The 20,578-nt window shown below is 62.2% G+C and carries 18 protein-coding genes; 8 read left to right on the plus strand and 10 right to left on the minus strand.

Going from position 1 to position 20,578, the window contains the following annotated elements:
* Window positions 1–95 precede the first annotated feature (95 nt).
* Window positions 96–1,502, plus strand: a complete 1,407-nt coding sequence (locus tag ACTJK9_RS23985) for a type VI secretion system Vgr family protein (RefSeq protein ID WP_440816716.1) — start codon at window positions 96–98, stop codon at window positions 1,500–1,502.
* Window positions 1,503–1,505: 3 nt separating this feature from the next.
* Here ACTJK9_RS23985 and ACTJK9_RS23990 read toward each other — a convergent pair whose 3' ends face one another.
* Together ACTJK9_RS23990 and ACTJK9_RS23995 are read right to left on the minus strand one after the other, a co-directional pair.
* Window positions 1,506–2,903, minus strand: coding sequence for an FAD-dependent oxidoreductase (locus ACTJK9_RS23990; RefSeq protein ID WP_440816749.1), 1,398 nt, complete (start codon window positions 2,901–2,903; stop codon window positions 1,506–1,508).
* Window positions 2,904–2,969: 66 nt separating this feature from the next.
* Window positions 2,970–4,295: an MFS transporter gene (locus tag ACTJK9_RS23995; RefSeq protein ID WP_085648247.1), complete on the minus strand. Its 1,326-nt coding sequence runs from the start codon at window positions 4,293–4,295 to the stop codon at window positions 2,970–2,972.
* 270 nt (window positions 4,296–4,565) lie between these two features.
* Between ACTJK9_RS23995 and ACTJK9_RS24000 the strand changes: the two genes are divergently transcribed.
* Window positions 4,566–5,438: a LysR family transcriptional regulator gene (locus ACTJK9_RS24000; RefSeq protein ID WP_440816720.1), complete on the plus strand. Its 873-nt coding sequence runs from the start codon at window positions 4,566–4,568 to the stop codon at window positions 5,436–5,438.
* Window positions 5,439–5,492: 54 nt separating this feature from the next.
* Here the strand turns inward: ACTJK9_RS24000 and ACTJK9_RS24005 are convergent, their stop codons facing one another.
* A complete protein-coding gene (locus ACTJK9_RS24005) occupies window positions 5,493–6,353 on the minus strand; it encodes a LysR substrate-binding domain-containing protein (RefSeq protein WP_221397698.1) in 861 nt (286 codons plus the stop codon).
* Between the two features lie 113 nt (window positions 6,354–6,466).
* Between ACTJK9_RS24005 and ACTJK9_RS24010 the strand changes: the two genes are divergently transcribed.
* The 3 genes from ACTJK9_RS24010 (at window position 6,467) to ACTJK9_RS24020 (ending at window position 9,241) form a co-directional block, all read left to right on the plus strand.
* Window positions 6,467–7,576 carry a 2-aminoethylphosphonate--pyruvate transaminase gene (locus ACTJK9_RS24010; protein WP_440816723.1) on the plus strand — a complete coding sequence of 370 codons (1,110 nt, stop codon included), beginning with the start codon at window positions 6,467–6,469 and terminating at the stop codon, window positions 7,574–7,576.
* An 86-nt stretch (window positions 7,577–7,662) separates the two neighbouring features.
* Window positions 7,663–8,490 (plus strand): phosphonoacetaldehyde hydrolase, encoded by an 828-nt coding sequence (gene phnX, locus ACTJK9_RS24015; RefSeq protein WP_440816726.1) that lies wholly within the window; start codon window positions 7,663–7,665, stop codon window positions 8,488–8,490.
* Window positions 8,491–8,686: 196 nt separating this feature from the next.
* A complete protein-coding gene (locus ACTJK9_RS24020; RefSeq protein ID WP_221397701.1) occupies window positions 8,687–9,241 on the plus strand; it encodes a cytochrome b in 555 nt (184 codons plus the stop codon).
* Here the strand turns inward: ACTJK9_RS24020 and ACTJK9_RS24025 are convergent.
* Both ACTJK9_RS24025 and ACTJK9_RS24030 read right to left on the minus strand, forming a co-directional pair.
* Window positions 9,238–10,146, minus strand: a complete 909-nt coding sequence (locus ACTJK9_RS24025; RefSeq protein WP_440816730.1) for a 1-aminocyclopropane-1-carboxylate deaminase/D-cysteine desulfhydrase — start codon at window positions 10,144–10,146, stop codon at window positions 9,238–9,240. The genes ACTJK9_RS24020 and ACTJK9_RS24025 overlap by 4 nt on opposite strands.
* Before the next feature lie 41 nt (window positions 10,147–10,187).
* Window positions 10,188–12,227, minus strand: a complete 2,040-nt coding sequence (locus ACTJK9_RS24030; RefSeq protein WP_440816733.1) for an oxidoreductase — start codon at window positions 12,225–12,227, stop codon at window positions 10,188–10,190.
* A gap of 205 nt (window positions 12,228–12,432) precedes the next feature.
* On the opposite strand from ACTJK9_RS24030, the gene ACTJK9_RS24035 reads away from it, so the two are divergent.
* The gene (locus ACTJK9_RS24035; protein WP_085612714.1) at window positions 12,433–13,560 is read left to right on the plus strand and encodes a nitrilase-related carbon-nitrogen hydrolase; all 1,128 of its coding nucleotides are present in this window, start codon (window positions 12,433–12,435) and stop codon (window positions 13,558–13,560) included.
* Between the two features lie 3 nt (window positions 13,561–13,563).
* Entirely contained in the window at window positions 13,564–14,604 is a 1,041-nt protein-coding gene (locus ACTJK9_RS24040; RefSeq protein WP_221397703.1) for an AraC family transcriptional regulator, read from the plus strand.
* Between the two features lie 4 nt (window positions 14,605–14,608).
* Here the strand turns inward: ACTJK9_RS24040 and ACTJK9_RS24045 are convergent, their stop codons facing one another.
* The 3 genes from ACTJK9_RS24045 to ACTJK9_RS24055 all read right to left on the minus strand — a co-directional run bounded on the left by ACTJK9_RS24045 (window position 14,609) and on the right by ACTJK9_RS24055 (window position 16,781).
* Complete coding sequence (locus ACTJK9_RS24045; RefSeq protein ID WP_178076487.1) at window positions 14,609–14,758, minus strand: hypothetical protein; 150 nt, start codon at window positions 14,756–14,758, stop codon at window positions 14,609–14,611.
* A gap of 167 nt (window positions 14,759–14,925) precedes the next feature.
* The gene (locus ACTJK9_RS24050; RefSeq protein ID WP_085648238.1) at window positions 14,926–15,789 is read right to left on the minus strand and encodes a DUF2242 domain-containing protein; all 864 of its coding nucleotides are present in this window, start codon (window positions 15,787–15,789) and stop codon (window positions 14,926–14,928) included.
* Window positions 15,790–15,881: 92 nt separating this feature from the next.
* Complete coding sequence (locus tag ACTJK9_RS24055; RefSeq protein WP_163975888.1) at window positions 15,882–16,781, minus strand: LysR family transcriptional regulator; 900 nt, start codon at window positions 16,779–16,781, stop codon at window positions 15,882–15,884.
* 122 nt (window positions 16,782–16,903) lie between these two features.
* Between ACTJK9_RS24055 and ACTJK9_RS24060 the strand changes: the two genes are divergently transcribed.
* A complete protein-coding gene (locus ACTJK9_RS24060; RefSeq protein ID WP_440816738.1) occupies window positions 16,904–18,109 on the plus strand; it encodes an MFS transporter in 1,206 nt (401 codons plus the stop codon).
* A 60-nt stretch (window positions 18,110–18,169) separates the two neighbouring features.
* Here ACTJK9_RS24060 and ACTJK9_RS24065 read toward each other — a convergent pair whose 3' ends face one another.
* Window positions 18,170–20,041 carry a SurA N-terminal domain-containing protein gene (locus tag ACTJK9_RS24065; protein ID WP_440816741.1) on the minus strand — a complete coding sequence of 624 codons (1,872 nt, stop codon included), beginning with the start codon at window positions 20,039–20,041 and terminating at the stop codon, window positions 18,170–18,172.
* A 231-nt stretch (window positions 20,042–20,272) separates the two neighbouring features.
* Window positions 20,273–20,545 carry an HU family DNA-binding protein gene (locus tag ACTJK9_RS24070; RefSeq protein WP_002552737.1) on the minus strand — a complete coding sequence of 91 codons (273 nt, stop codon included), beginning with the start codon at window positions 20,543–20,545 and terminating at the stop codon, window positions 20,273–20,275.
* Window positions 20,546–20,578 lie beyond the last annotated feature (33 nt).

Genomic DNA, 20,578 nt, shown 5'->3' on the forward strand with positions numbered 1-20,578 from the left:
GTAGGGCGATTCTGAAAAACCGGTTTGCCATGTCCAATCAACGTCGCGTTTTCGTACCCTCTGTCGCCCGTATTGCCAGAACAGAGCCTGCCCGAATGCTCAATGACAAGGAAAGTCCGTTTTCACTGACCCTGGCCGAAGGCGGGATAAGCCTGCCGGTGCTGCGCTTCAGCGGTCATGAAGCGCTGAATCAGCCTTATCGGTTTGAAATCGAGGTCATGGGCCTGGCGCCCGCCTGGTCACCCGGCAGGCTGCTGCATCAGGCGGCGTTTCTGCACCTGGATGAGGATCACGGCATTCACGGCATCATTCAAAGTGCCAGCTGCGAACATCGCGCAACGCACCGGATCGCCTACCAACTGGTGCTGATGCCGCATCTGCAAGCGCTGGAGCAACATCCCGTACGCCGGGTCTTCACGCAACTGAGCGTGCCGGCCATCCTTGAGCAACTGTTGATCGAACATCACCTGCCCGCCCACAGCTACCGGATCGAGATGACCGTCGGCCACTATCCGCCGCGTCCGTTCTGCATTCAGTACGACGAAACCGATTTGGCCCTGTTGCAACGGCTTTGCGAAGAGGAAGGCATTCACTACCACTTCGAACATCAGCCGGACGGCCATGTGGTGGTGTTCGCCGATGACAGCCTGAGCCTGCCACAGCAACTGACGGCGATTCCTTTCAACACCCAGCTCGATGCGTCAACCAGCGGCCTCAGCAGCCTGTTCCAGCGGCATGAGGCGGTAATGCCTGCGATGCCTGCCGGCGTACGAGAGCGAGGGCGACCGATCAAGGGTCAGGAGGCCGCCAATCACACGCTGGGCAGTGCCGTCGCCCCACAGGAGTCTCTGCCAACTGCGCAACGTCACGCCACCCAGCGCAGTCGCCGTCTGCTCGAGCGCCAACGCTGCCGGTCGCGCTCGATTCAGGGCCGCAGCGATTGTCTGCGCCTGCTCAGCGGGCGCCTGTTGCAAGTCACGGAGCACCCGGTGAACGCCTTCAACGAGCAGTGGCTGATCACCGAATTGCGTCATCAGGGCCAGCAACCTTCGATTCTCGACCCAGTTCCCACGGCTCGCCGCTATCACAACGACTTCACCGCGCTGCCCTGGTCGACCCCGTTTCGCCCGTCGCCGCAACAACCGCGTCCGCGCATTCCGGGGTATCACCCGGCGCAATTGCTCGGTGCGCCGGGGCAACCGGCGCAGGTGGACGATCAGGGACGCATGGCCGTCCGGTTATGGCCGGAGCGTTCACGTAACGGTGCAAGCGAAGGGCTGTGGCTGCCGTTGGTCATGCCCCATGCTGACGCCTGCGTGCCTCGGGAAAATCTTCCCTGCGCCGGCAGCGAAGTCTGGGTCAGTTTTCTCGACAGCGATCCCGACCGACCGATCCTCTGCCTCGACGCCTGCCGGCCCCAACCGGCACAACCGAGAGAAACCGAGCCCGACGAGGACCTGTTGCTCGACTGGCTGCTCAACCGCTCCACCCCGCCGCGCTGACGCTCACGCCTTGTCGGCCTTGCCCGCCGCCGCCGCGAATTTCGCCAGACGCACGTCAAGGTGCCGGGGTCGCCGACCGTGATCCTCGGCGCGCTCCTTGCGGCGAATGGCGTTGCGCACCATCAGCGAGCCGAGGTAGCGGATCGGCTCCGGCGGAAAGTAACCCAGCGGCCCGTTGACCAGCGGCGAGCGTGTCCATGGGTTGTCGAGGCCCTGCACCAGCGAAGCGAGGATCTGCCCGCCCATGTGGCACGGCCCGACGCCGCTGCCGGAATAACCGAAACCGTAGAACACATTCCCGCTGGCACTCATCCGGCCGAAGAACGGCAGGCCGGTGACCGAGCGATCCGAGGAGCCGTTCCAGGTTGCGTCGACTTTCACATCGGCAAAGGCCGGGAAGAAGTCGTCGAGGCTGCGCTTGAGCAACCCGGTATAGGGCGAGGGCTGGTCGAACACCGGCAGCATCCGCCCGCCGTAAGCGAAGGTATTGCCGCCCTTGCCGAGCATGATCCGGCCGTCCGGGGTGTTGTGGTAGTAGTGCACGAAAATCCGCGAATCGAGCACGGTCACGCCGCTGGTCAAACCGATTTCCTGCAACAGATCCGGACGCGGTTCGGTGATCAGCATGTCGCTGGAGACGATCGCCACACTGCGCTCGAACTGCGGGAAAGCACGGGCCATCCACGCGTTCATCGCCAGCACCACGCGGTCGGCGGTCACCCCGCCGCTCGCCGTGTGAAGGCGCGCCGGACGGCCCTCCTCCAAACCGGTCATCGCCGTGCCTTCATGAATCCGCACGCCCAGTTGCAACGCCACCCGGCGCAAGCCGCGCACCAGTTTGCCCGGCTGCACGCTGGCGGCGGCCGGCGAGAACCAGCCTTCCAGGTGTTTTGCCGATCCGGCCATGCGCTGTACATCAGCGACCGGCCGCTGGGTAAACGAGTTGATGCCGTTGCGCTCCAGCGCCGCAATCACGGCGTCGGTCGAGCCGCATTGCGCGCGGTTGGTCGCGGTGTAAAGCGTGCCGTCGAGGCGGTAATCGGCGTCGATGCCGTACTGCTCGCAGAACTCGCCGATGGCGTGGATGCTGCGCTCGGATTCCTTGACCAGCCGCACCGCCTCTTCGACGCCGAACAGTCGTTCCAGAGTGAAGTACTTCGCCGACCACGACAGCGCACAGCCGCCGTTGCGCCCACTGGCGCCGGCGCCGCAAATGTCGGCTTCGATCAGCAACACATCGAGTTCGGGGTTCTGCTGCTTGAGCATGATCGCCGTCCACAACCCGGTGTAACCACCGCCGACGATGCACACGTCGGTGCGCACATCGCCTTGCAGCGGCGGGCAAGGTTCGGACGTGTCGAGCTGCAAAGCCTGCTCCAGCCAAAACGGTCTCATGAAAATTCTCCAGTCAGTCGGCCACGGCACAGCCTGCCGCGAATGCCGCAGCAGGCCGCGAGGCGAGGGTTTTCAGTTACGCAGGGGTTTGATGGTCAGGGCGCGGTTGGGCACGTAGGCACGTGGTTCCATGACGCCGACCGGGCGGCTGTTCCAGTGCGGAATCAGCACCAGCGCCGAAAACAGCGCGCAACCGGCGAACACGATGAACACCGTCACCGAGTCGAAGTAACCCGGCAGCAAACCACCGAGCACCGCACCGACCGAGCCGCAGCCGTTGACGAACCCCGCCGCCGTGGCGCCGGCCCTGGCCTTGCCGAAATCGATCGCGGCCGCGCCGCTGATCATCGAGTCCGGGCCGTACAGGGTCAGGCCCATCACGAACAGCAGTGCGACCACCAGCATCACGCTGCCGGTGTGCAAGGCGCCCATGAACAGCGCGAGGGTCACGGTCAGCGCCAGCAGACTCAACACGCAGGCCGGCATGCGGCGGGCGCCGAACAGTTTATCCGAGGCGAGGCCGATCATGATGGGACCCAGCAGGCCCGCCAGTTCAAATGCCGTTGGAATGATCGCTGCGCCGACCTTGCCGACTGAAGGCATCTGCTCGAACACAATCACCGGCCCCCACAGCAGAATCGCGTAACGCGCCGGTTTCAACAGGAAATACGCCAGACCCAGCACCAGCACCGTACGGTTGCGCAGGATTTCCTTGAGCGGCTCCCAGACGCTGAGTTTGCTGTTGGCTTCGGCCTCTTCGGCGCTGATCACCGGCTCCGGCTCCACGGCGGGCAGGCCGACGTCTTCCGGTTTGTCGCGCTGGAAGATGAAGAACAACACCGCCACCACCGCGACCACCGCCGCACTGGAAATGAACGCCGCGTGCCACGAACCAATCAACGTGTACGCCCACCAACCGGCAAACGGCGAGGCCACCAGACCGCCGAATGCATAGCAGGAACTCCACAACCCGAGCACGCGCCCCCGTTGTTCGGAAGGGAAGAAACTGCCGAGGTTCTTGCACAACCCCGACCAGCCGGTGGACTGCGCCAGCCCCTGAATCAGCATGCAGGTGGCGAAGATCGGCAGCGTCGCGAAACTGCCCATCACCAGCGCCGCAGCGGCGGAAATCAGCAAACCGCCGAGTACCACGACCCGTGGGCCGAAGCGGTCAGCGAGCATGCCCCAGGTGAACTGACCGATGGCGTAGGCCGCCAGGTAAATCGCGTCGAGGTTGGCCATGGCCATTTTGTCGAGGGTGAAGCTGGGGTCTTCGGCGATGCCCAGTTTGGCCACCGAAAAGGCTTTGCGGGTGAAATAGAACGCGGCGTAAGCGAGCCAGGTGACAGCGAAGATCTGCATGCGCCAACGCGCAAGGGTGCCGATGTGCTTGTTCATTGTGGTTCTGACCTCAGGGTGTGAGTGTGCCGGCAGAATCGATAAGTAAACGCCTGTGTTTTTATTGTTGAGCACTGCGATATCACCCCGTCCCTTCGGCGATACCGGTCAGATGAGTCCTGGTGTTGCACGCACAGGCTCATGGCCAACGTCGCTGCCCAACCGGGCAGTCAGCGTTGGCGTGAGCCGATCAAAGCAATTACTGTTTAATAAATAAAATCGATTTATCGTATTTCACACATAAGTTCAGCTTGTTACTGGTGTCAGAACATGTCGGTTTCCCATGCCCAGCTCAAAGCCTTTCACGCCGTGGCCGTGCACGGAAGCTTCACCAAGGCCGCCGAGCGGCTTTATCTGACGCAGCCGGCGATTTCCGACCAGGTGCGCAAGCTGGAAGAACGCTTCGGTGTGTTGCTGTTCCATCGCAACAAACGCTCGGTGCGCCTGACCGATTTGGGCGAACGCTTGCTGGCGATCACCCAGCGTCTGTTTGTGGTCGAGGCCGAAGCTCAGGAGTTGTTGCAGGAGTCTCAGGCCTTGCGGACCGGCAGCCTGATTCTGGCGGTGGATGCGCCGGTGCATGTGTTGCCGCAGATCGCCCGGTTCTGCGAACGCTACCCGGGGATCAGCGTAAAGATCGAGACCGGTAACACCGATGAATCGCTGTTCCGACTGTTCAACTATCAGGCCGATCTGGCGTTGCTGGGTCGCGATGTCAGCGATGAACGCCTGCTGTGTGTGCCGCTGCGCAACGACCCGATGGTGGCGTTCGTCTCCCGCCATCATCCGTGGGCCGAGCGTGAATCGATCTGCCTGGAAGATCTGGACGACACGCCGCTGGTGCTGCGCGAACACGGCTCGGTGACCCGCCAGACCCTGGAAGAGGAAATGGCCCGCGCCGGCTTCCGCATCCGCCCGGCGATTCAGGTCGAGGGCCGGGAAGCGGCGCGGGAGGCGGTGGTGGTGGGGATTGGCGTGGGGGTGGTGTCGGCGGCGGAGTTTGGTGCGGACTCGCGGGTTTGCGCGTTGCCGATCACCGATTGCACCCGGCGCTTGACCGAGACACTGGTGTGCCTGCGCGAGCAGAGTTCGCGGCGGGTGGTGGCGACGTTTCTGGATATGGTGCGCGAAAGCCTGGTGTAGATCATTCCCACGTCGAGGCGTCGAACCGTCCGCGTGGGAACGATCTGGTGGGTATCAGGTGGGGGCCAATCCGAAAAACGCCTGAATCAACCGCAATTCCCGCCGGCGCTCCACGCAGCCGATCATGTGCCGGTTCACCAGCCCTTCTCCGGCAATGGGAATCGCGACGACACGGGGGTCATGACTGACCTCCACCGATGACACCACCCCAACCCCCAACTCAGCCGCCACCGCTTCCGTCACCGCCTCGCGACTGTCCAGTTCCAGCAACACCCGTGGACTGACCGACGCCTGGGCACAGGCCTGATCAAACGTGCGCCGGGTAATCGAACTCGGCTCGCGCAAGACCATGATCACCTGATCCAACTCCTTGAGCCTGACCTCGCCGGAACGTGTCGCCCATGGATGCCCCGCCGGCACCAGCGCGCAGATCCGCGATTCACTCAATGCTTGCAGATGCAGCCCTTTGCGCGGCTCGACCTCGGTCAGCACCGCCACGTCGGCGTGCTCGGACAACAACGCCGCCAAGGTTTCCTGAGCATTGCCCAACCGCAGATTCACCGTGATCCCCGGATAGCGCGCCCGCAGGCTGGCGAGCATCGGCATGACCATGTGCGGGCCGTCCGCCGCCACCTCAAGGCGTCCGGTCAGCAACTGCCGATTGGCTTCCAGCAACGCTTGGGCCTCTTCGGCCATGCCGAACATCGCCCGGGTGATCGCCGCCAGTTTGGTGCCCTCCTCGGTCAACTCGACCCGGCGCGCCGTGCGTCGTAACAGGGTGATCTGGTAATGCTCCTCCAGCGCCTTGATGTGCCCGGTGACCGCCGGCTGGCTGATGAACAACCGGGCAGCGGCACGGGTAAAGCTGCCTTCACGGGCCACGGCGTCGAAGGCGCGGAGCTGGAACAGGTTCATGAATAACCCTCACTGATGGCTGGCATAACAACAAACAATTTGATTGATGATCCGCCCAATTGCAACGTAGGCCCCGTAGCTTCATCCCACAGCGCAATCGCGAGGACACACGAATGAGTACTGCCGCCCCCATCCTGCTCACTCCCGGCCCGTTGACCACTTCGGCCCGCACCCGCCAGGCGATGATGGTCGACTGGGGTTCATGGGATGACCGCTTCAATCAACTGACTGCCAGCCTGTGCGAACAACTGCTGGCGATCCTCAACGGCGCCGCCACCCACCACTGCGTACCGTTGCAGGGCAGCGGAACATTCGCCGTCGAAGCCGCGATCGGCACCCTCGTCCCTCGCGACGGCAAGGTGCTGGTACTGATCAACGGCGCCTACGGCAAGCGTCTGGCGAAAATCTGCGAAGTGCTCGGCCGCTCGTTCAGCACCTTTGAAACCGCTGAAGACGAACCGACCACCGCCGCCGACGTCGACCGCCTGCTGCGCGCCGACAACGACATTACCCACGTAGCGCTGATCCACTGCGAAACCAGCACGGGCATTCTCAATCCGCTGCCGGAAATCGCTCAGGTCGTCGAACAACACGGCAAACGCCTGATCATCGACGCCATGAGTTCCTTCGGCGCGTTACCGGTGGATGCACAGAAAATCCCGTTCGACGCGCTGATCGCCGCCTCCGGCAAATGCCTGGAAGGCGTGCCGGGCATGGGTTTCGTGTTTGCCCGCAAGGAATCCCTGGCCGCAGCCGCCGGCAATTCGCATTCGCTGGCGATGGACCTGTTCGATCAGCACAGCTACATGAAGAAGACCGGCCAATGGCGCTTCACCCCGCCGACCCACGTGGTCGCCGCGCTGCACGAGGCGCTGCTGCAATACAACGAAGAAGGCGGCCTGCCCGCGCGGCATGCGCGTTACGCCGCCAACTGCCAGGCGCTGATGGAAGAGATGGGCAAACTCGGCTTGCGCAGTTTCCTGCCTGCTGCGATTCAGGCGCCGATCATCGCGACCTTCCACGCACCGAAAGATCCGCGCTACCAGTTCAAGGAGTTCTACGAACGGGTCAAGGCCAAGGGTTACATCCTCTACCCCGGCAAGCTGACCCAGGTCGAAACCTTCCGTGTCGGCTGCATCGGCTACGTCACCCCGGCGCAGATGCGCGAAGCCGTCGCGGCGGTGGGTGAAGTGCTGCGCGAGATGGAAGTCCTGGAAATTTAAGCAACACCACAAATCCCCTGTGAGAGCGGGCTTGCTCCCACAGGTACACCGAACGCCCAAACAACTCATTCCTGCAGGATTTCTCCATGAACTACAACAACCCAACCCAGCTGCAAGCCGCCATCCTCGACTGGGCCGGCACCGTGGTCGACTTCGGTTCCTTCGCACCGACCCAGATTTTTGTCGAAGCCTTCGCCGAGTTCGACGTCCAGGTTTCCATCGAAGAAGCCCGGGGCCCGATGGGCATGGGCAAATGGGATCACATCCGCACCCTGTGCGATCAGCCGCAGGTTGCCGAGCGCTATCGCAAGGTGTTCGGCCGCACCCCGACCGACGATGATGTCACCGCGATCTACAACCGCTTCATGCCGCTGCAGATCGAGAAAATCGCCGAGCACTCGGCGCTGATTCCCGGCGCACTGGAGACCATCGCCCACCTGCGTCAGCAAGGGATCAAGATCGGCTCCTGCTCCGGTTATCCAAAGCAGGTGATGGACAAGGTCGTGGCACTGGCCGCCACCAACGGCTACGTCGCCGACCACGTCGTCGCCACCGACGAAGTGCCGAACGGCCGCCCATGGCCTGCGCAAGCGCTGGCCAACGTGATTGCACTGGGCATCGACGATGTCGCCGCCTGCGTGAAGATCGACGACACCGTGCCGGGGATTCTCGAAGGTCGTCGCGCCGGGATGTGGACCGTGGCGCTGATCTGCTCCGGCAATGCGCTGGGCCTGGATTACCAAGACTATCGCGCACTGGGCAGCGATGCGCTGGCCAGCGAACGCAAGCGCATTCACGCGCTGTTCGAAGGCTCGCGCCCGCACTACATGATCGACACCATCAGCGATCTGCCGGAAGTGATCGCCGACATCAACAAGCGCCTGGCCAACGGCGAGATGCCGCAAAGCAGCTGATTGCATCCATCGCGGCAAACAAAAACGCCAGTGTCTGCCCGACACTGGCGTTTTTTCATGGTGGTTTTCAGCTAAATCGCTGACGCAGCTCAGTGAAAGCTTTTTTAGCCTGGGGCAAACGCGCCAAAGGGGATTACAGTTAAGGCATGCCGTCGCAGAACGGCACGCTTGAGCCCTGAACCGTGAGGAACGCCGTATGCCGTGGACAAATTCCGAATCCCGTTACAGCACCGTGTCGATCCTGTTGCACTGGCTGATGCTGGTGCTGTTGGTGCTGGTGTACGCCAGCATGGAATTGCGTGGGCTGTTTCCCAAGGGCAGTGGTGGTCGCACGCTGATCCGCGAAGTGCATTACATGCTCGGGCTGACTGTGTTCGTGCTGGTGTGGTTTCGCCTGTTCGCTCGCAGCCTGGGGCCTGCGCCGAAAATCTTCCCGGCTTCGCCACAATGGCAAACCACCCTCGCACGCTTGATGCACTGGGCCTTGTACCTGTTCATGATCAGCATGCCGATCCTCGGCTGGCTGATCACCAGCGCCGAGGGCCACCAGGTGATGTTCTACGGTTTCGACCTGCCGCTTTTGGTGAGTGAGGACAAGGCCTTCGCCAAACAGATTGAATACTGGCACGTACTGATCAGCACGATTGGCTATTGGCTGATCGGTCTGCATGCACTGGCGGGGATCTATCACCATTACGTGGTACGCGATAACACGCTGCTGCGGATGATGCCCAAGCGCAGCCAGGGTTAACCGTCGAATCCGCGCCGGCCCTGCAAGCCGCCGGTGTGGACAACGATCAAGCGTGAACCCCGGGCAAAGCGGCCCGCCTCGATCTGTTGTTTGAGTGCCAGCAAGGCTTTGCCGGTGTACAGCGGTTCGAGGGGAATGCCGCTGGCTTGCTCGGATTGCGCGATGAACTCAAGCAACGTCGGATCGACCTTGGCGAAACCGCCACGGCTGGCGTCGATCAGCTCAAAGCCTCCGGTGTCACCGACAATCGCCTCGACATTGGCCGCAACGCCGTGATCGTCGGGCACGGCCATTGCGCCATACACCGGGTGTTGACCGGCCTCCGCCAGCACCAATCCCGCGAGCGTGGTGCCCGTGCCGCAGGCCAGCCACCAACCGTGGTAGTCGTCCCAGCCGAGCTTGCCGAGTTGTTGACTGACCTGATCCTTCAATGACGCGCAACCCTGCGCCCCCGGCAAACCGCCGCCACCTTCGGGCACCGGATGCAGCGTCGAATACTGCGCCAGCCACGGCTGCCAGAACCCCGGCTCGTGCCGCGCCCGATAGCCGCCGTAACCAAGCCAGTGCAGTTGCATGCCGAAATTCTGCAGATCCCTGACCGTCGGCGTGTCCTGCGGATGCCCGCGCAACAGCCCGACCGTTGAGAATCCCAGGCGCTTGCCCGCAGCCGCCAGCGCATGCAGATGATTGGAGTGCGCACCGCCCAGGCTGATGATGCCTTCGGCACCCGCGCGGTCGGCGGCCTTCAGATGTTCGACGAGTTTGAACCACTTGTTGCCGCTGATCAGCGGATCGATGCGGTCTAGACGCAGGATCGCGACTTCAATGCCGGCGGCAGTGAGCCAGTCCAGATGAAAGGGATCGAGGGGGGCTTGAGGTAGCCAGTCGGTGGGAGGCAGAAACATGAAGGCCGGCTCTGTGCAAAGAGCCGGCATTCTAGGGTGGATCAGAGCTCGGCGGCCAGACGCGAGCCTTGATTGATCGCACGCTTGGCATCCAGTTCGGCCGCCACATCGGCGCCGCCGATCAGGTGCACGTTCTGCCCTGCTGCTATCAGACCGTCGTGCAGCTCGCGCAGCGGATCCTGGCCGGCGCAGATGACGATGTTGTCCACCGGCAGCACTTGCGGCTCGCCGGTTTCGCCGATGCGGATGTGCAGGCCTTCGTCGTCGATCTTCAGGTATTCGACGCTGTTGAGCATCTGCACCTGCTTGTTCTTCAGACCGGTGCGGTGAATCCAGCCGGTGGTCTTGCCCAGACCGTCGCCGACCTTGGACTTCTTGCGTTGCAGCAGGAACACGTCACGGGCCGGTGCGTGCGGTGCAGCCTTGATCCCGGCCACGCCACCACGGGCTTCCAGATTCGTGTCGATGCCCCACTCTTTCCAGAACGCAGCGCGATCCTGACTGGTGGCCACACCTTCATGGACGAGGAATTCCGAGACGTCGAAACCGATACCGCCAGCGCCGATCACCGCCACACGCTTGCCGACCGGTTTGCGCTCGAGCAGCACATCCAGGTAGCTCAGCACTTTGGCGTTCTCGACACCCGGAATCGCCGGCAGACGCGGCGCAATACCGGTCGCCAGAATGACTTCGTCGTAACCGCCCCCGACCAGTTTCGCCACGTCGACGCGGGTGTTCAGGCACACCTCGACGTTGGTGGTCTGCAGTTTGCGTTTGAAGTAACGCAGAGTTTCGTAGAACTCTTCCTTGCCCGGCACACGTTTGGCGACGTTGAACTGGCCGCCAATCTCGCTGGCCGAATCAAACAAGGTCACCTGATGCCCGCGCTCGGCGGCCACGGTGGCAGCGGACAGACCGGCAGGACCGGCACCGACCACGGCGATCTTCTTGATCTGCTTGACCGGCAGGTAGTTGAGCTCGGTCTCGTGGCAGGCACGCGGGTTGACCAGGCAACTGGTGAGCTTGCCGCCGAAGGTGTGATCGAGGCAGGCCTGGTTGCAGCCGATGCAGGTGTTGATTTCGTCGGCGCGGCCTTCGGCAGCCTTGTTGACGAAGTCCGGGTCGGCAAGAAATGGCCGCGCCATCGAGACCATGTCGGCATCGCCTTCGGCCAGAATCTGCTCGGCAACTTCCGGGGTGTTGATGCGGTTGGTGGTGATCAGCGGAATATTCACCGAGCCACGCAGCTTGGCCGTGACCTTGCTGAACGCCGCACGCGGCACTTTGGTGGCGATGGTCGGGATCCGCGCTTCGTGCCAGCCGATGCCGGTGTTGATGAGGGTTGCGCCGGCCTGCTCGATGGCTTTGGCCAGGGTGACGATTTCTTCCCAGGTGCTGCCGCCTTCCACCAGATCGAGCATCGACAGACGGAAGATGATGATGAAGTTCGGGCCGACCGCTTCACGTACGCGGCGAACGATTTCCACCGGCAGGCGCATGCGGTTTTCATAGCTGCCGCCCCAACGGTCGGTGCGGTGGTTGGTGTGGGCCGCGAGGAACTGGTTAATGAAATAACCCTCCGAGCCCATGATCTCCACGCCGTCGTACTCGGCGGTCTGGGCCAGTACCGAGCAGGTGACGAAATCGCGGATCTGCTTCTCGATGCCTTCCTCGTCCAGTTCTTTGGGCTTGAACGGGTTGATCGGCGCCTGGATCGCGCTCGGTGCGACCTGTTTCGGGCTGTAGGCATAACGGCCGGCGTGAAGGATCTGCATGCAGATCTTGCCGCCCGCATCATGCACGGCGCGGGTGACGATGCGGTGCTTGAGCGCTTCTTCCTCGGTGGTCAGCTTGGCCGCGCCCGAGTACACACCGCCCTCGTCGTTCGGGCCAATACCGCCGGTGACCATCAGGCCGACGCCGCCACGGGCACGCTCGGCGAAATACGCCGCCATGCGTTCGAAACCACCCGGTTTCTCTTCCAGGCCGGTGTGCATCGAGCCCATCAAGGTGCGGTTGCGCAAGGTGGTGAATCCCAGGTCCAGCGGGGCCAACAGGTGCGGGTATTGAGTGGCGGTCATCGTTAACTCCACAGCGAGCGATCACGGAAAATGCGGGAGCTCTGCGTCCCCCGTCAGTCATGTTCGACAGATTAGGAGTCGCATCGCTGTCACTCAATGACCGTAACTGACAAGTTATTGATCCAAATGCGCAGCGCCCCTTGGCAAGCCGGGGCTGGCGCCCTACCCTGTCCGCACACCCTGTACCCGGTTGTTGTTGGATTTCATGCGCAAACTTCTGTACCTGACTTTTTCCATGGCGCTCATCGCCGCGCTCACCTTCTACGCCATGTGGGCGGCTGACCGCCCGACCGGTCATTACCTGTCGGACCTGCGGATCAAACTGGCGGTCGATCAGGGCACGCCCGCCGATCGCGGCAACCTGCTGGGCATCCAGCCCGAGCTGTTCCCCACCGACTACCAAAGCCCCGAACGCCTGCACCGCAAGCTCGCCGCCTATTTGCAGCAGGCGCAGGATCAGGGGCTGTTGAATGATAAAACCGTGGTCATCCTGCCGGAGCATGTCGGCACCTGGCTGATGATCAGCGGCGAGAAAGACGAGCTGTACCAGGCCGCCACCCTCGCCGAAGCGATGAACTGGCTGGCGGCGAGCAACCCGGTGCAGTTTGCTCGCGCCTGGCTCGCTGCCAAGGGCAGCAGCCGTCTGGATGACGCGCACCTGCGCATGAAATCCCGGGACATGGCCAAGGACTATCAGGCTCTGTTCGGTGGATTGGCCAAGGAGTTCCACATCACCCTGGTGGCCGGCTCGATCGTGTTGCCTGAACCGAACATTACCGACGGCCGGCTCAAGGCCGGCAGCGGCGCGCTGTACAACAGCACGGTGGTGTTTGGTCGTGACGGCGCGCCGCTCGGCCAGCCACAGCGGCAGATGCGTCCGGTCTTCGATCAGGATGACTCCGGCACCCGAGAAGCTTCGCGGTTCAATGTGATCGACACCCCGGCCGGACGCCTCGGCGTGTTGATCGGCAACGACAGCTGGTACCCGGACAACTACCGCAAACTCGACGAGCAAGGCGCGCAGCTGATCGCGGTGCCCGCGTTTGTCGTCGGTCATGGCGTGTGGGATCAACCCTGGAAGGGTTACAAAGGCTCGAGCGTGCCGGACTCGGTCAGCCTGAAACCGGGAGCAGTCAGTGTAGGCCAGGCCTGGCACCAACTGACCCTGACCGCGCAACCGCCGGCCAGCAAGGCGCTGGCCGGTATGAGTGTGTTTCTGCGCGGGCAGTTCTGGGACAAGCCGAGCGCCGGGCAAAGTTTCCTCAGTAGCAACGGCCAGCAATTCGCCGACAGCGAAGCCCGCGGCGCGCGCCTGCTGAACCTCTGGTTGTAAACCGTGAAGCCGCTGCCGATGCGTCTCGGGGATCTGTCGGTGGGCTTCGTCCACAGCCTGGCCGATGCCGTGCGCAGCCATGAGATCGACCCGCTGCCATTGCTCGAACAGTACGGTTTGGACACCGCACGACTGGCCGAAGCCGGGGCGCGCCTGTCGATCCCGCGCTACATGCGCCTGGGGCATGGCGCGATCCAGCTGACCGGCGACCCGGCACTGGGTTTGCGCATGGGCCGGCTCAGTCGCCTGAGTCAGGCCGGGCTGGCCGGTGTCACCGCTGCGCAGGCACCGACCGTACGCGAAGCCGCTCGCTGCCTGACTCGCTTCGAGCCCTTGTACGGCTCCAACTATCGTGGCCAGTCGAGTTTCCACGAGGACGCCAGCGGTGCTTGGCTGCGCTTCTACTCAATCAGCCCGTACAACGCTTACAACCGCTTTGTGGTGGATTCGATCATTGCCGGCTGGCTGCATCAGCTGTCGAGCGTCAGCCCTGAGCCCTTGCGCGCCGAACGGATCGAGATCGAATTCGACAGTCCGGATTATCGCGACGCTTATGCCGTACTCGGCGAATGCCCGATCCAGTTCGGCGCTGAACACAATCAACTGCGCCTGAGCCTCACCAGCCTGGCCCAACGCAACCCGGAGCATTGCCCCAGCACCTGGAAACATTTGCTCGGTTTGTGTGAACGGGAACTGGAACAACTGACCCGCACCCGCAGCCTGCGCGAACGCATCACGCAATTGCTCGGGCCGTTGCTCAATGGTGGCCGGGAACCCGACCTGGAAGAAGTGGCGACACGCCTGAAGCTGCCGACCTGGACGTTACGGCGCAAACTGGCCGAGGAAGGCACGCAGTTTCGCGCGATCCTCAATGACACCCGCCGTGACTTGGCAATGACCTACATCCGCGACACCGAACTGGCATTCGGTGAAATTGCCTACCTGCTGGGCTTCGCCTCGGCCGAAGCTTTCCAGCGCGCCTTCAAGCGCTGGAACGGCCAGACACCGGGCGAATTTCGCCGCAGTCACCGCAAGACAGGCTGACGCCTTACAGCTCGGTGGCGTCTTCCGCAGGCTCTGGTGAATCCAGCTCAAAGGCCTGGAATTCGAGCAGTTCTTCTTGATAGTCATCCATTGCGTAATCCCCCCTGACGCTTGCTTGAAATGGCCTGGAACAAATGACCAGTGCCTCGAGCATAAAGTGCCCGTGTGAAGGAAAAATGAAACACGGCCTTCATGAAATAAACGTAGCAGGCGGTCAGGAATTTATCGCGGGATATTTTTCGACGAGGCTTGCAGGAAAAAGCTCAAGGGAGACAACAAAACGCCACGCGTCCGACAGGAGTCGGAGGCGTGGCGTGAAGTTTACTGCCCGGAGGCAGGCATGGCCGGAATCGGCTCGGAGGGCGGCGGTATATCCGTCGGATTGGCCGGTGGCGTGATGGTTTCCGTGGCGGGCGCGGGCTCGGTAACCGGTGCCGGGGTAATCGGCGCCGCTTCCGCTGGCGGCGCTACCGGCTCGGAACTGGCCGGGGTCGCTTCTGCAGGTGCTGGCGCAGGTGCTGCAGCGGGCTCGGCGGCCGGTGCTGGGGCCGGGGTCGGTTCAGCCGCGGGGGCTGGAACCAGCGGAGCCGGTGCCGCTTTGGCTTCCGGCACACCCAGGTCGGTCTTCGGTTTTTCGGTGATGTGCGCGGCCTTCTTCGCTTCGGCCGGCAGGAACAACTCGACCAGCGTGAAGAAGCGCTCGTAGAACTTCTGCGACGACACGGTTTCACTGGCGACCTTGACCATCGAATCGTCAGACGAGCCGATCGGCATCGAAACCGAGCCCAACACGCCGACACCGAGGCTGGCCGAGTTGTTGGTCTTCTTCAGCGCGTAGCGGTCCTGCAGGGCATTGGCGAACACGGTGGCGTGATGGCCTGCGCTGCCATCATCGGCGCATACCACGTTGAAGCTGATCTCCAGGTGGGTTTCGCCGGTCTGCTGGAAGCTCTTGTGTCCGCTGACCAGTTTCGGGTCATTGCTGGTAATGATGTAGCCCTGGCTGAGCAACGCTCGGCGGGCCGCTTCGCAACTGGCGGTGTCGGTCACCGGGTAATTGCGCGAAAAGGTGCCGGAGTCGTCGAAATTCTCATGCTCGTAGATGGGCTTGTCCTTGGAGCAGCCGGCAGCGGCGGTCAGCAACAACGCCAACCCGATGAAACGCACGGGAATAGAATTCAACATTAAACATCCTGAGGAAAAACGGTCCGGGGCGTATTGTGCAACAGATCGCTGCCCCGCGGCGTATGGATTAGTGTCTTAAAACAGTTACAACTCTATCGACCTTCAGTGGCAGGAAAAAGTCGCGCCGATAAATGATCGATGAACACCCGCAACTTGGCGGTTGCATGCCGGCTCGACGGCCACAGCACCCAGAACTGTCCGACGTGCTCCAGATGCTCATCCAGCACGCGCTGCAGGCGACCCTGCTGCTGCGCCTCGAAGATCATGAAGTCCGGCAGACAGGCGATGCCCATGCCCGCCAGCGCTGCATGCCGCACGGCTTCGATCGACGTACTGACCAGGCGTGTCGGCAGGGTCGGCTCGGGAGCGCCCTCCTCGCGTTTGAACGGCCAGGACTCCAGTTTGCCGGTGGCGTGAAACGTATGGCGCAGGCAGGCGTGCTCCGCCAGATCGGCCGGGGTCAGCGGCTCGCCGCGCTCGCGCAGATACGCGGGGCTGGCCACCAACACCATGTGAAACTCGCCCAACGGTCGTGCCATGAGTCGCGAGTCTCGCGGTTTACCCGTTCGGATCACCGCATCGAAGCCCTCCTCAACGACATCGACCATGCGATCAGTCAGGTCCAGATCCAGTTCGATCTGCGGGTACAGCGCCATGAATTCGTTCATGACCGGCATCACCAGGTCATGCACCTGCGGCAGGCTGACCCGCAACTTGCCGTGAGGCGCCGCTGCGGCATCGCACAGTTCAAATTCCGCCGCCTCCACTTCGGCGAGGATCTTGCGGCAACGTTCAAGAAACAGCGCGCCTTCACTGGTCAGCGTGATGCTGCGAGTGGTGCGGTGAAACAACCGCACATTGAGTCGTGCCTCCAGTCGGGCAATGCTTTTGCCGACCGCCGACGAAGACACGCCCTGCAAGCGGCCGGCCTCGGTAAAGCTGCGGGTTTCCGCCACCTGCACAAACACTGAAATACTGCCCAGGCTGTCCATTCATCCCTCCCTGATTCACGACATTCTTGTCCGAGATGTTCGGAACCCTAACCTGTTTTTCCCGAATGTGCAGCGCCCTACCCTATGGCCTTCGTCTTTCTCGGCAAAAGGGATGCTGGATCATGAACGATGCGCAACTCACCTCTACACCGCTGACCAATAGCGTCCAGCACGATGAACGACTACCGCTGGGCACACTGCTCGCGCTGGCCACCGCCGGCTTCATCACCGTGCTGACCGAGGCGATGCCCGCCGGCCTGCTGCCGCAGATGAGCGCGGGGCTTGATGTCTCTCAGGCACTGATCGGGCAACTGGTCACGCTGTACGCCATCGGTTCGATGCTGGCGGCGATTCCGCTCACCATTGCCACCCGAGGCTGGCGCCGACGCCCGCTGCTGCTGTCGGCCATTGGTGGATTTGCCATCGCCAACAGCATCACTGCACTGTCGGAACTGTACTGGCTGACCCTGATTGCACGCTTGATCGCAGGCGTGTTCGCCGGGCTGCTCTGGGCTCTGCTGGCCGGGTACGCGAGCCGGATGGTCGCACCTCATTTGCAGGGCCGGGCGATTACGGTGGCCATGCTCGGGGCGCCGCTTGCGCTGTCGCTGGGCATTCCGGCCGGGACGCTGCTGGGCACGGCGGTCGGCTGGCGTCTGAGCTTTGCGATCATGACCGGGCTGACGTTGCTGCTGGTGATCTGGGTGCGCTGGCAAGTGCCGGATTTCGCCGGTGAACGCGCCGGAAAGCGCCTGCCACTGCGTCAGGTGTTTACCTTGCCGGGCGTGCGATCGGTGTTGTTTGTGACTTTGTCCTACGTCGTCGCGCACAACCTTCTGTACACCTACATCGCGCCATTTCTTGAACCGTCGGGACTTGGCGGAGAAATCGACCGGGTGTTGCTGGTATTCGGCCTGGCGTCGGTACTGAGCCTGTGGATCGTCGGCAGCCTGATTGATCGCTGGCTGCGTCAATTGGTTCTGGTCAGTGCGGCGCTGTTCCTGCTGTCGGCGATTGCACTGGGTCTGTGGCGCGAATGGCCGGGCGAGGTCTACACCGCCACCGCCGTCTGGGGCCTGGCATTCGGCGCGATGCCCTCGCTGTTGCAGACGGCCCTGGCGAAAACCGCCAGGGAGGCTGCCGACACCGCGCAATCGATGCTGGTGACCCTGTGGAATGTCGGAATTGCCGGCGGCGGGCTTGCGGGCGGTCTGTTGCTGAACAACCTGGGCGTCGGGAGTTACCCGTGGATTGTCGCGGGCCTATTGCTGTTGACCCTGTATGCGACCGTCAATGCCCCGAGCCATGGCTTCCCGAACGCCGGATAGCACGCATAAAAAAGCCCCGGATTTTCATCCGGGGCTCGGGTCTTGCGGCTCAGCCAGGCATCAGAAACGCTTGATGTCGGCTTCGGCTTCCAGCTGCTTGCGGTACGCCGCGAAGTCTTGCTGGCCCACACGCGAGGCGAGGAAGCGACGGTACTGCGCTTTCTCTTCATCGGTCGGAGCCGCTGCTTCGTTCACGCCGTTAAGACGCACGATGGTCAGGCTACCGTCCGCCAGCGTCACGCTGGTGAAGGTCGGCTTGTCCTTGGCGGCCGGTTTCGGCATGCGGAACAACGCTTGGAGCACCGCTGGATCAACGCCTTCCTGAGCGCGGTTCGCCGCTTCAGTGACTTTCCAGCTCTGACCGTCCACCGCCTTGTCCAGCGGGGTCTTGCCATCACGCAGACTGGCGATCAGTTGCTCCGCCTTGGTCTTGGCAGCCGCGCTGGCATGCTCTTTGGTCAACTGGGTGCGAATGGCGGTGGCCACGCTTTCCAGCGGCAATTGAGTCGGCTTGAGGTGCTCCTTGGCGCGCAGCACGATCACGGTTTCCGGATCCAGCTCGATGGCGGTGCTGTTGGCACCCTCTTCCAGCACTTCGGTGCTGAACGCGGCCGTCACAACGGCACGGTTGGCTGCAACGCCTTCGCCACCTTCACGGCCGAACGGCTTGGAGGTGTGCACGGTCAGTTTCAGATCCTGCGCCGGCTGGGCCAGGTCGGATGCTTCGAACGAAGAGTCTTCCAGTTGCTTGGTCGCCTCCACGAAACGCTGCTCGACCTGCTGGGTTTTCAGCTCGCGGGTCAGCTTGTCTTTCAGGCTGGCCAGAGTCGGCACTTCAGGCGCCTCGACACCCAGCAGCTTGATCAGGTGGAACCCGAAGTCGGTGCGAACCGGCTCGGAAACCTGATCCTTGTTCAGCGAATACAGGGCTTTCTCGAAGGCTGGGTCGTAAACGCCAGGACCGGCATAACCGAGGTCACCGCCATTGTTGGCCGAACCCGGATCCTGCGAGAACTCCTTGGCCAGCGCTTCGAACTTCTCGCCCTTGGCCAGACGCGCCTGGACTTCTTCGATCTTCGCCTTGGCCTGCGCTTCGGTAGTCTTGTCGTTGACTTCGATCAGAATGTGCGCCGCACGACGCTGTTCCGACAGGTTGGCGATCTCTTTCTGATACGCCGCCTGCAGGTCTTCGTCCTTGACGGCGACCTGGTCGAAGAACGAAGCCTTCTTCAACTCCAGGTAATCGATGACCACTTGATCCGGGGTCATGAATTCCTTGGCGTGCTCGTCGTAGTAGGCCTTGACCTCGTCATCAGTCAGCTTCACGGCCGAAGGGTCAGCCTTGATGTTCAGCGTGGCGAAGTCGCGGGTCTGTTTTTCCAGACGGGCGAAGGCCAGCACCTGAGCGTCGGTCACGAAACCGCTGCCCGCCACACCGGCGCGCAGTTGGCCGATCAGCATTTCCTGAGCCAGCATCTGGCGGAACTGCATGCGGCTGTAGCCCAGTTGACGGATCACCTGATCGAAACGGTCGGAACTGAACTTGCCGTCGACCTGGAATTCAGGCGTCTGCAGGATCACTTGGTCCAGGGCCGCTTCGGAGAAAGCGAATTTCGATTGTTCTGCGCCTTGCAGCAGCAGCTTGCGATCGATCAGACCCTTGAGGGCCGATTCGCGCAGCATTTTTTCGTCCAGCAAGGAAGCGTCGAAGTCCTTGCCCAGTTGTTGCATCAGCTGACGGCGTTGCATATCCACCGCCTGGCTCAGCTCGTTCTGGCTGATTTCTTCGCCGTTGACCTTGGCCGCCTCATTCTTGTGAGTCGTGGCCTGGAAAATGGCGTCGAAACCGGTCAGAGCCATCAGTGCAACGATGACCCCGATAATGGTCTTGGCAATCCAGCCTTGTGAATTGTCCCTGATATTCTGCAGCATGCGTCCCCCAGAAACGGTTGAACTTCAAAATTAGGCAACCGTGGAGCGTGGGTAGAATCCGGATAGAAGAAAGGCGCATCCGAGGATGCGCCTTCTCGTAACTGGCGGAGCGGACAGGGCTCGAACCCTCGATCCCGGTGTGACAGGCAGCTATTCCAACCGCCTGCTCTACCGCTCCGCTGCCAAGTCAGGCATGACCCCGACCCGGATGGGTAAAAACCTGAATCAAACTTAGTTGACGGCTTCTTTCAGGGCTTTACCGGCTTTGAAACCTGGTTTTTTGGCTGCCGCGATTTCCAGAGTCTTGCCGGTCTGTGGGTTACGACCGATGCGAGCTGGACGATCAGTCACGGAGAAAGTACCGAAACCAACCAGAACAACGGAGTCGCCAGCCTTGAGAGCGCCAGTGACGGATTCGATTACAGCGTCCAGCGCACGGCCAGCAGCAGCTTTCGGGATATCAGCGGATGCAGCGATAGCATCAATCAGTTCCGACTTGTTCACTCTAAGTCCCCTTATATCTATTTGAGTATGATT

This window comes from Pseudomonas sp. 22082, from assembly GCF_052046055.1.
GTDB classification, from domain to species: Bacteria; Pseudomonadota; Gammaproteobacteria; order Pseudomonadales; family Pseudomonadaceae; genus Aquipseudomonas; species Aquipseudomonas pharyngis.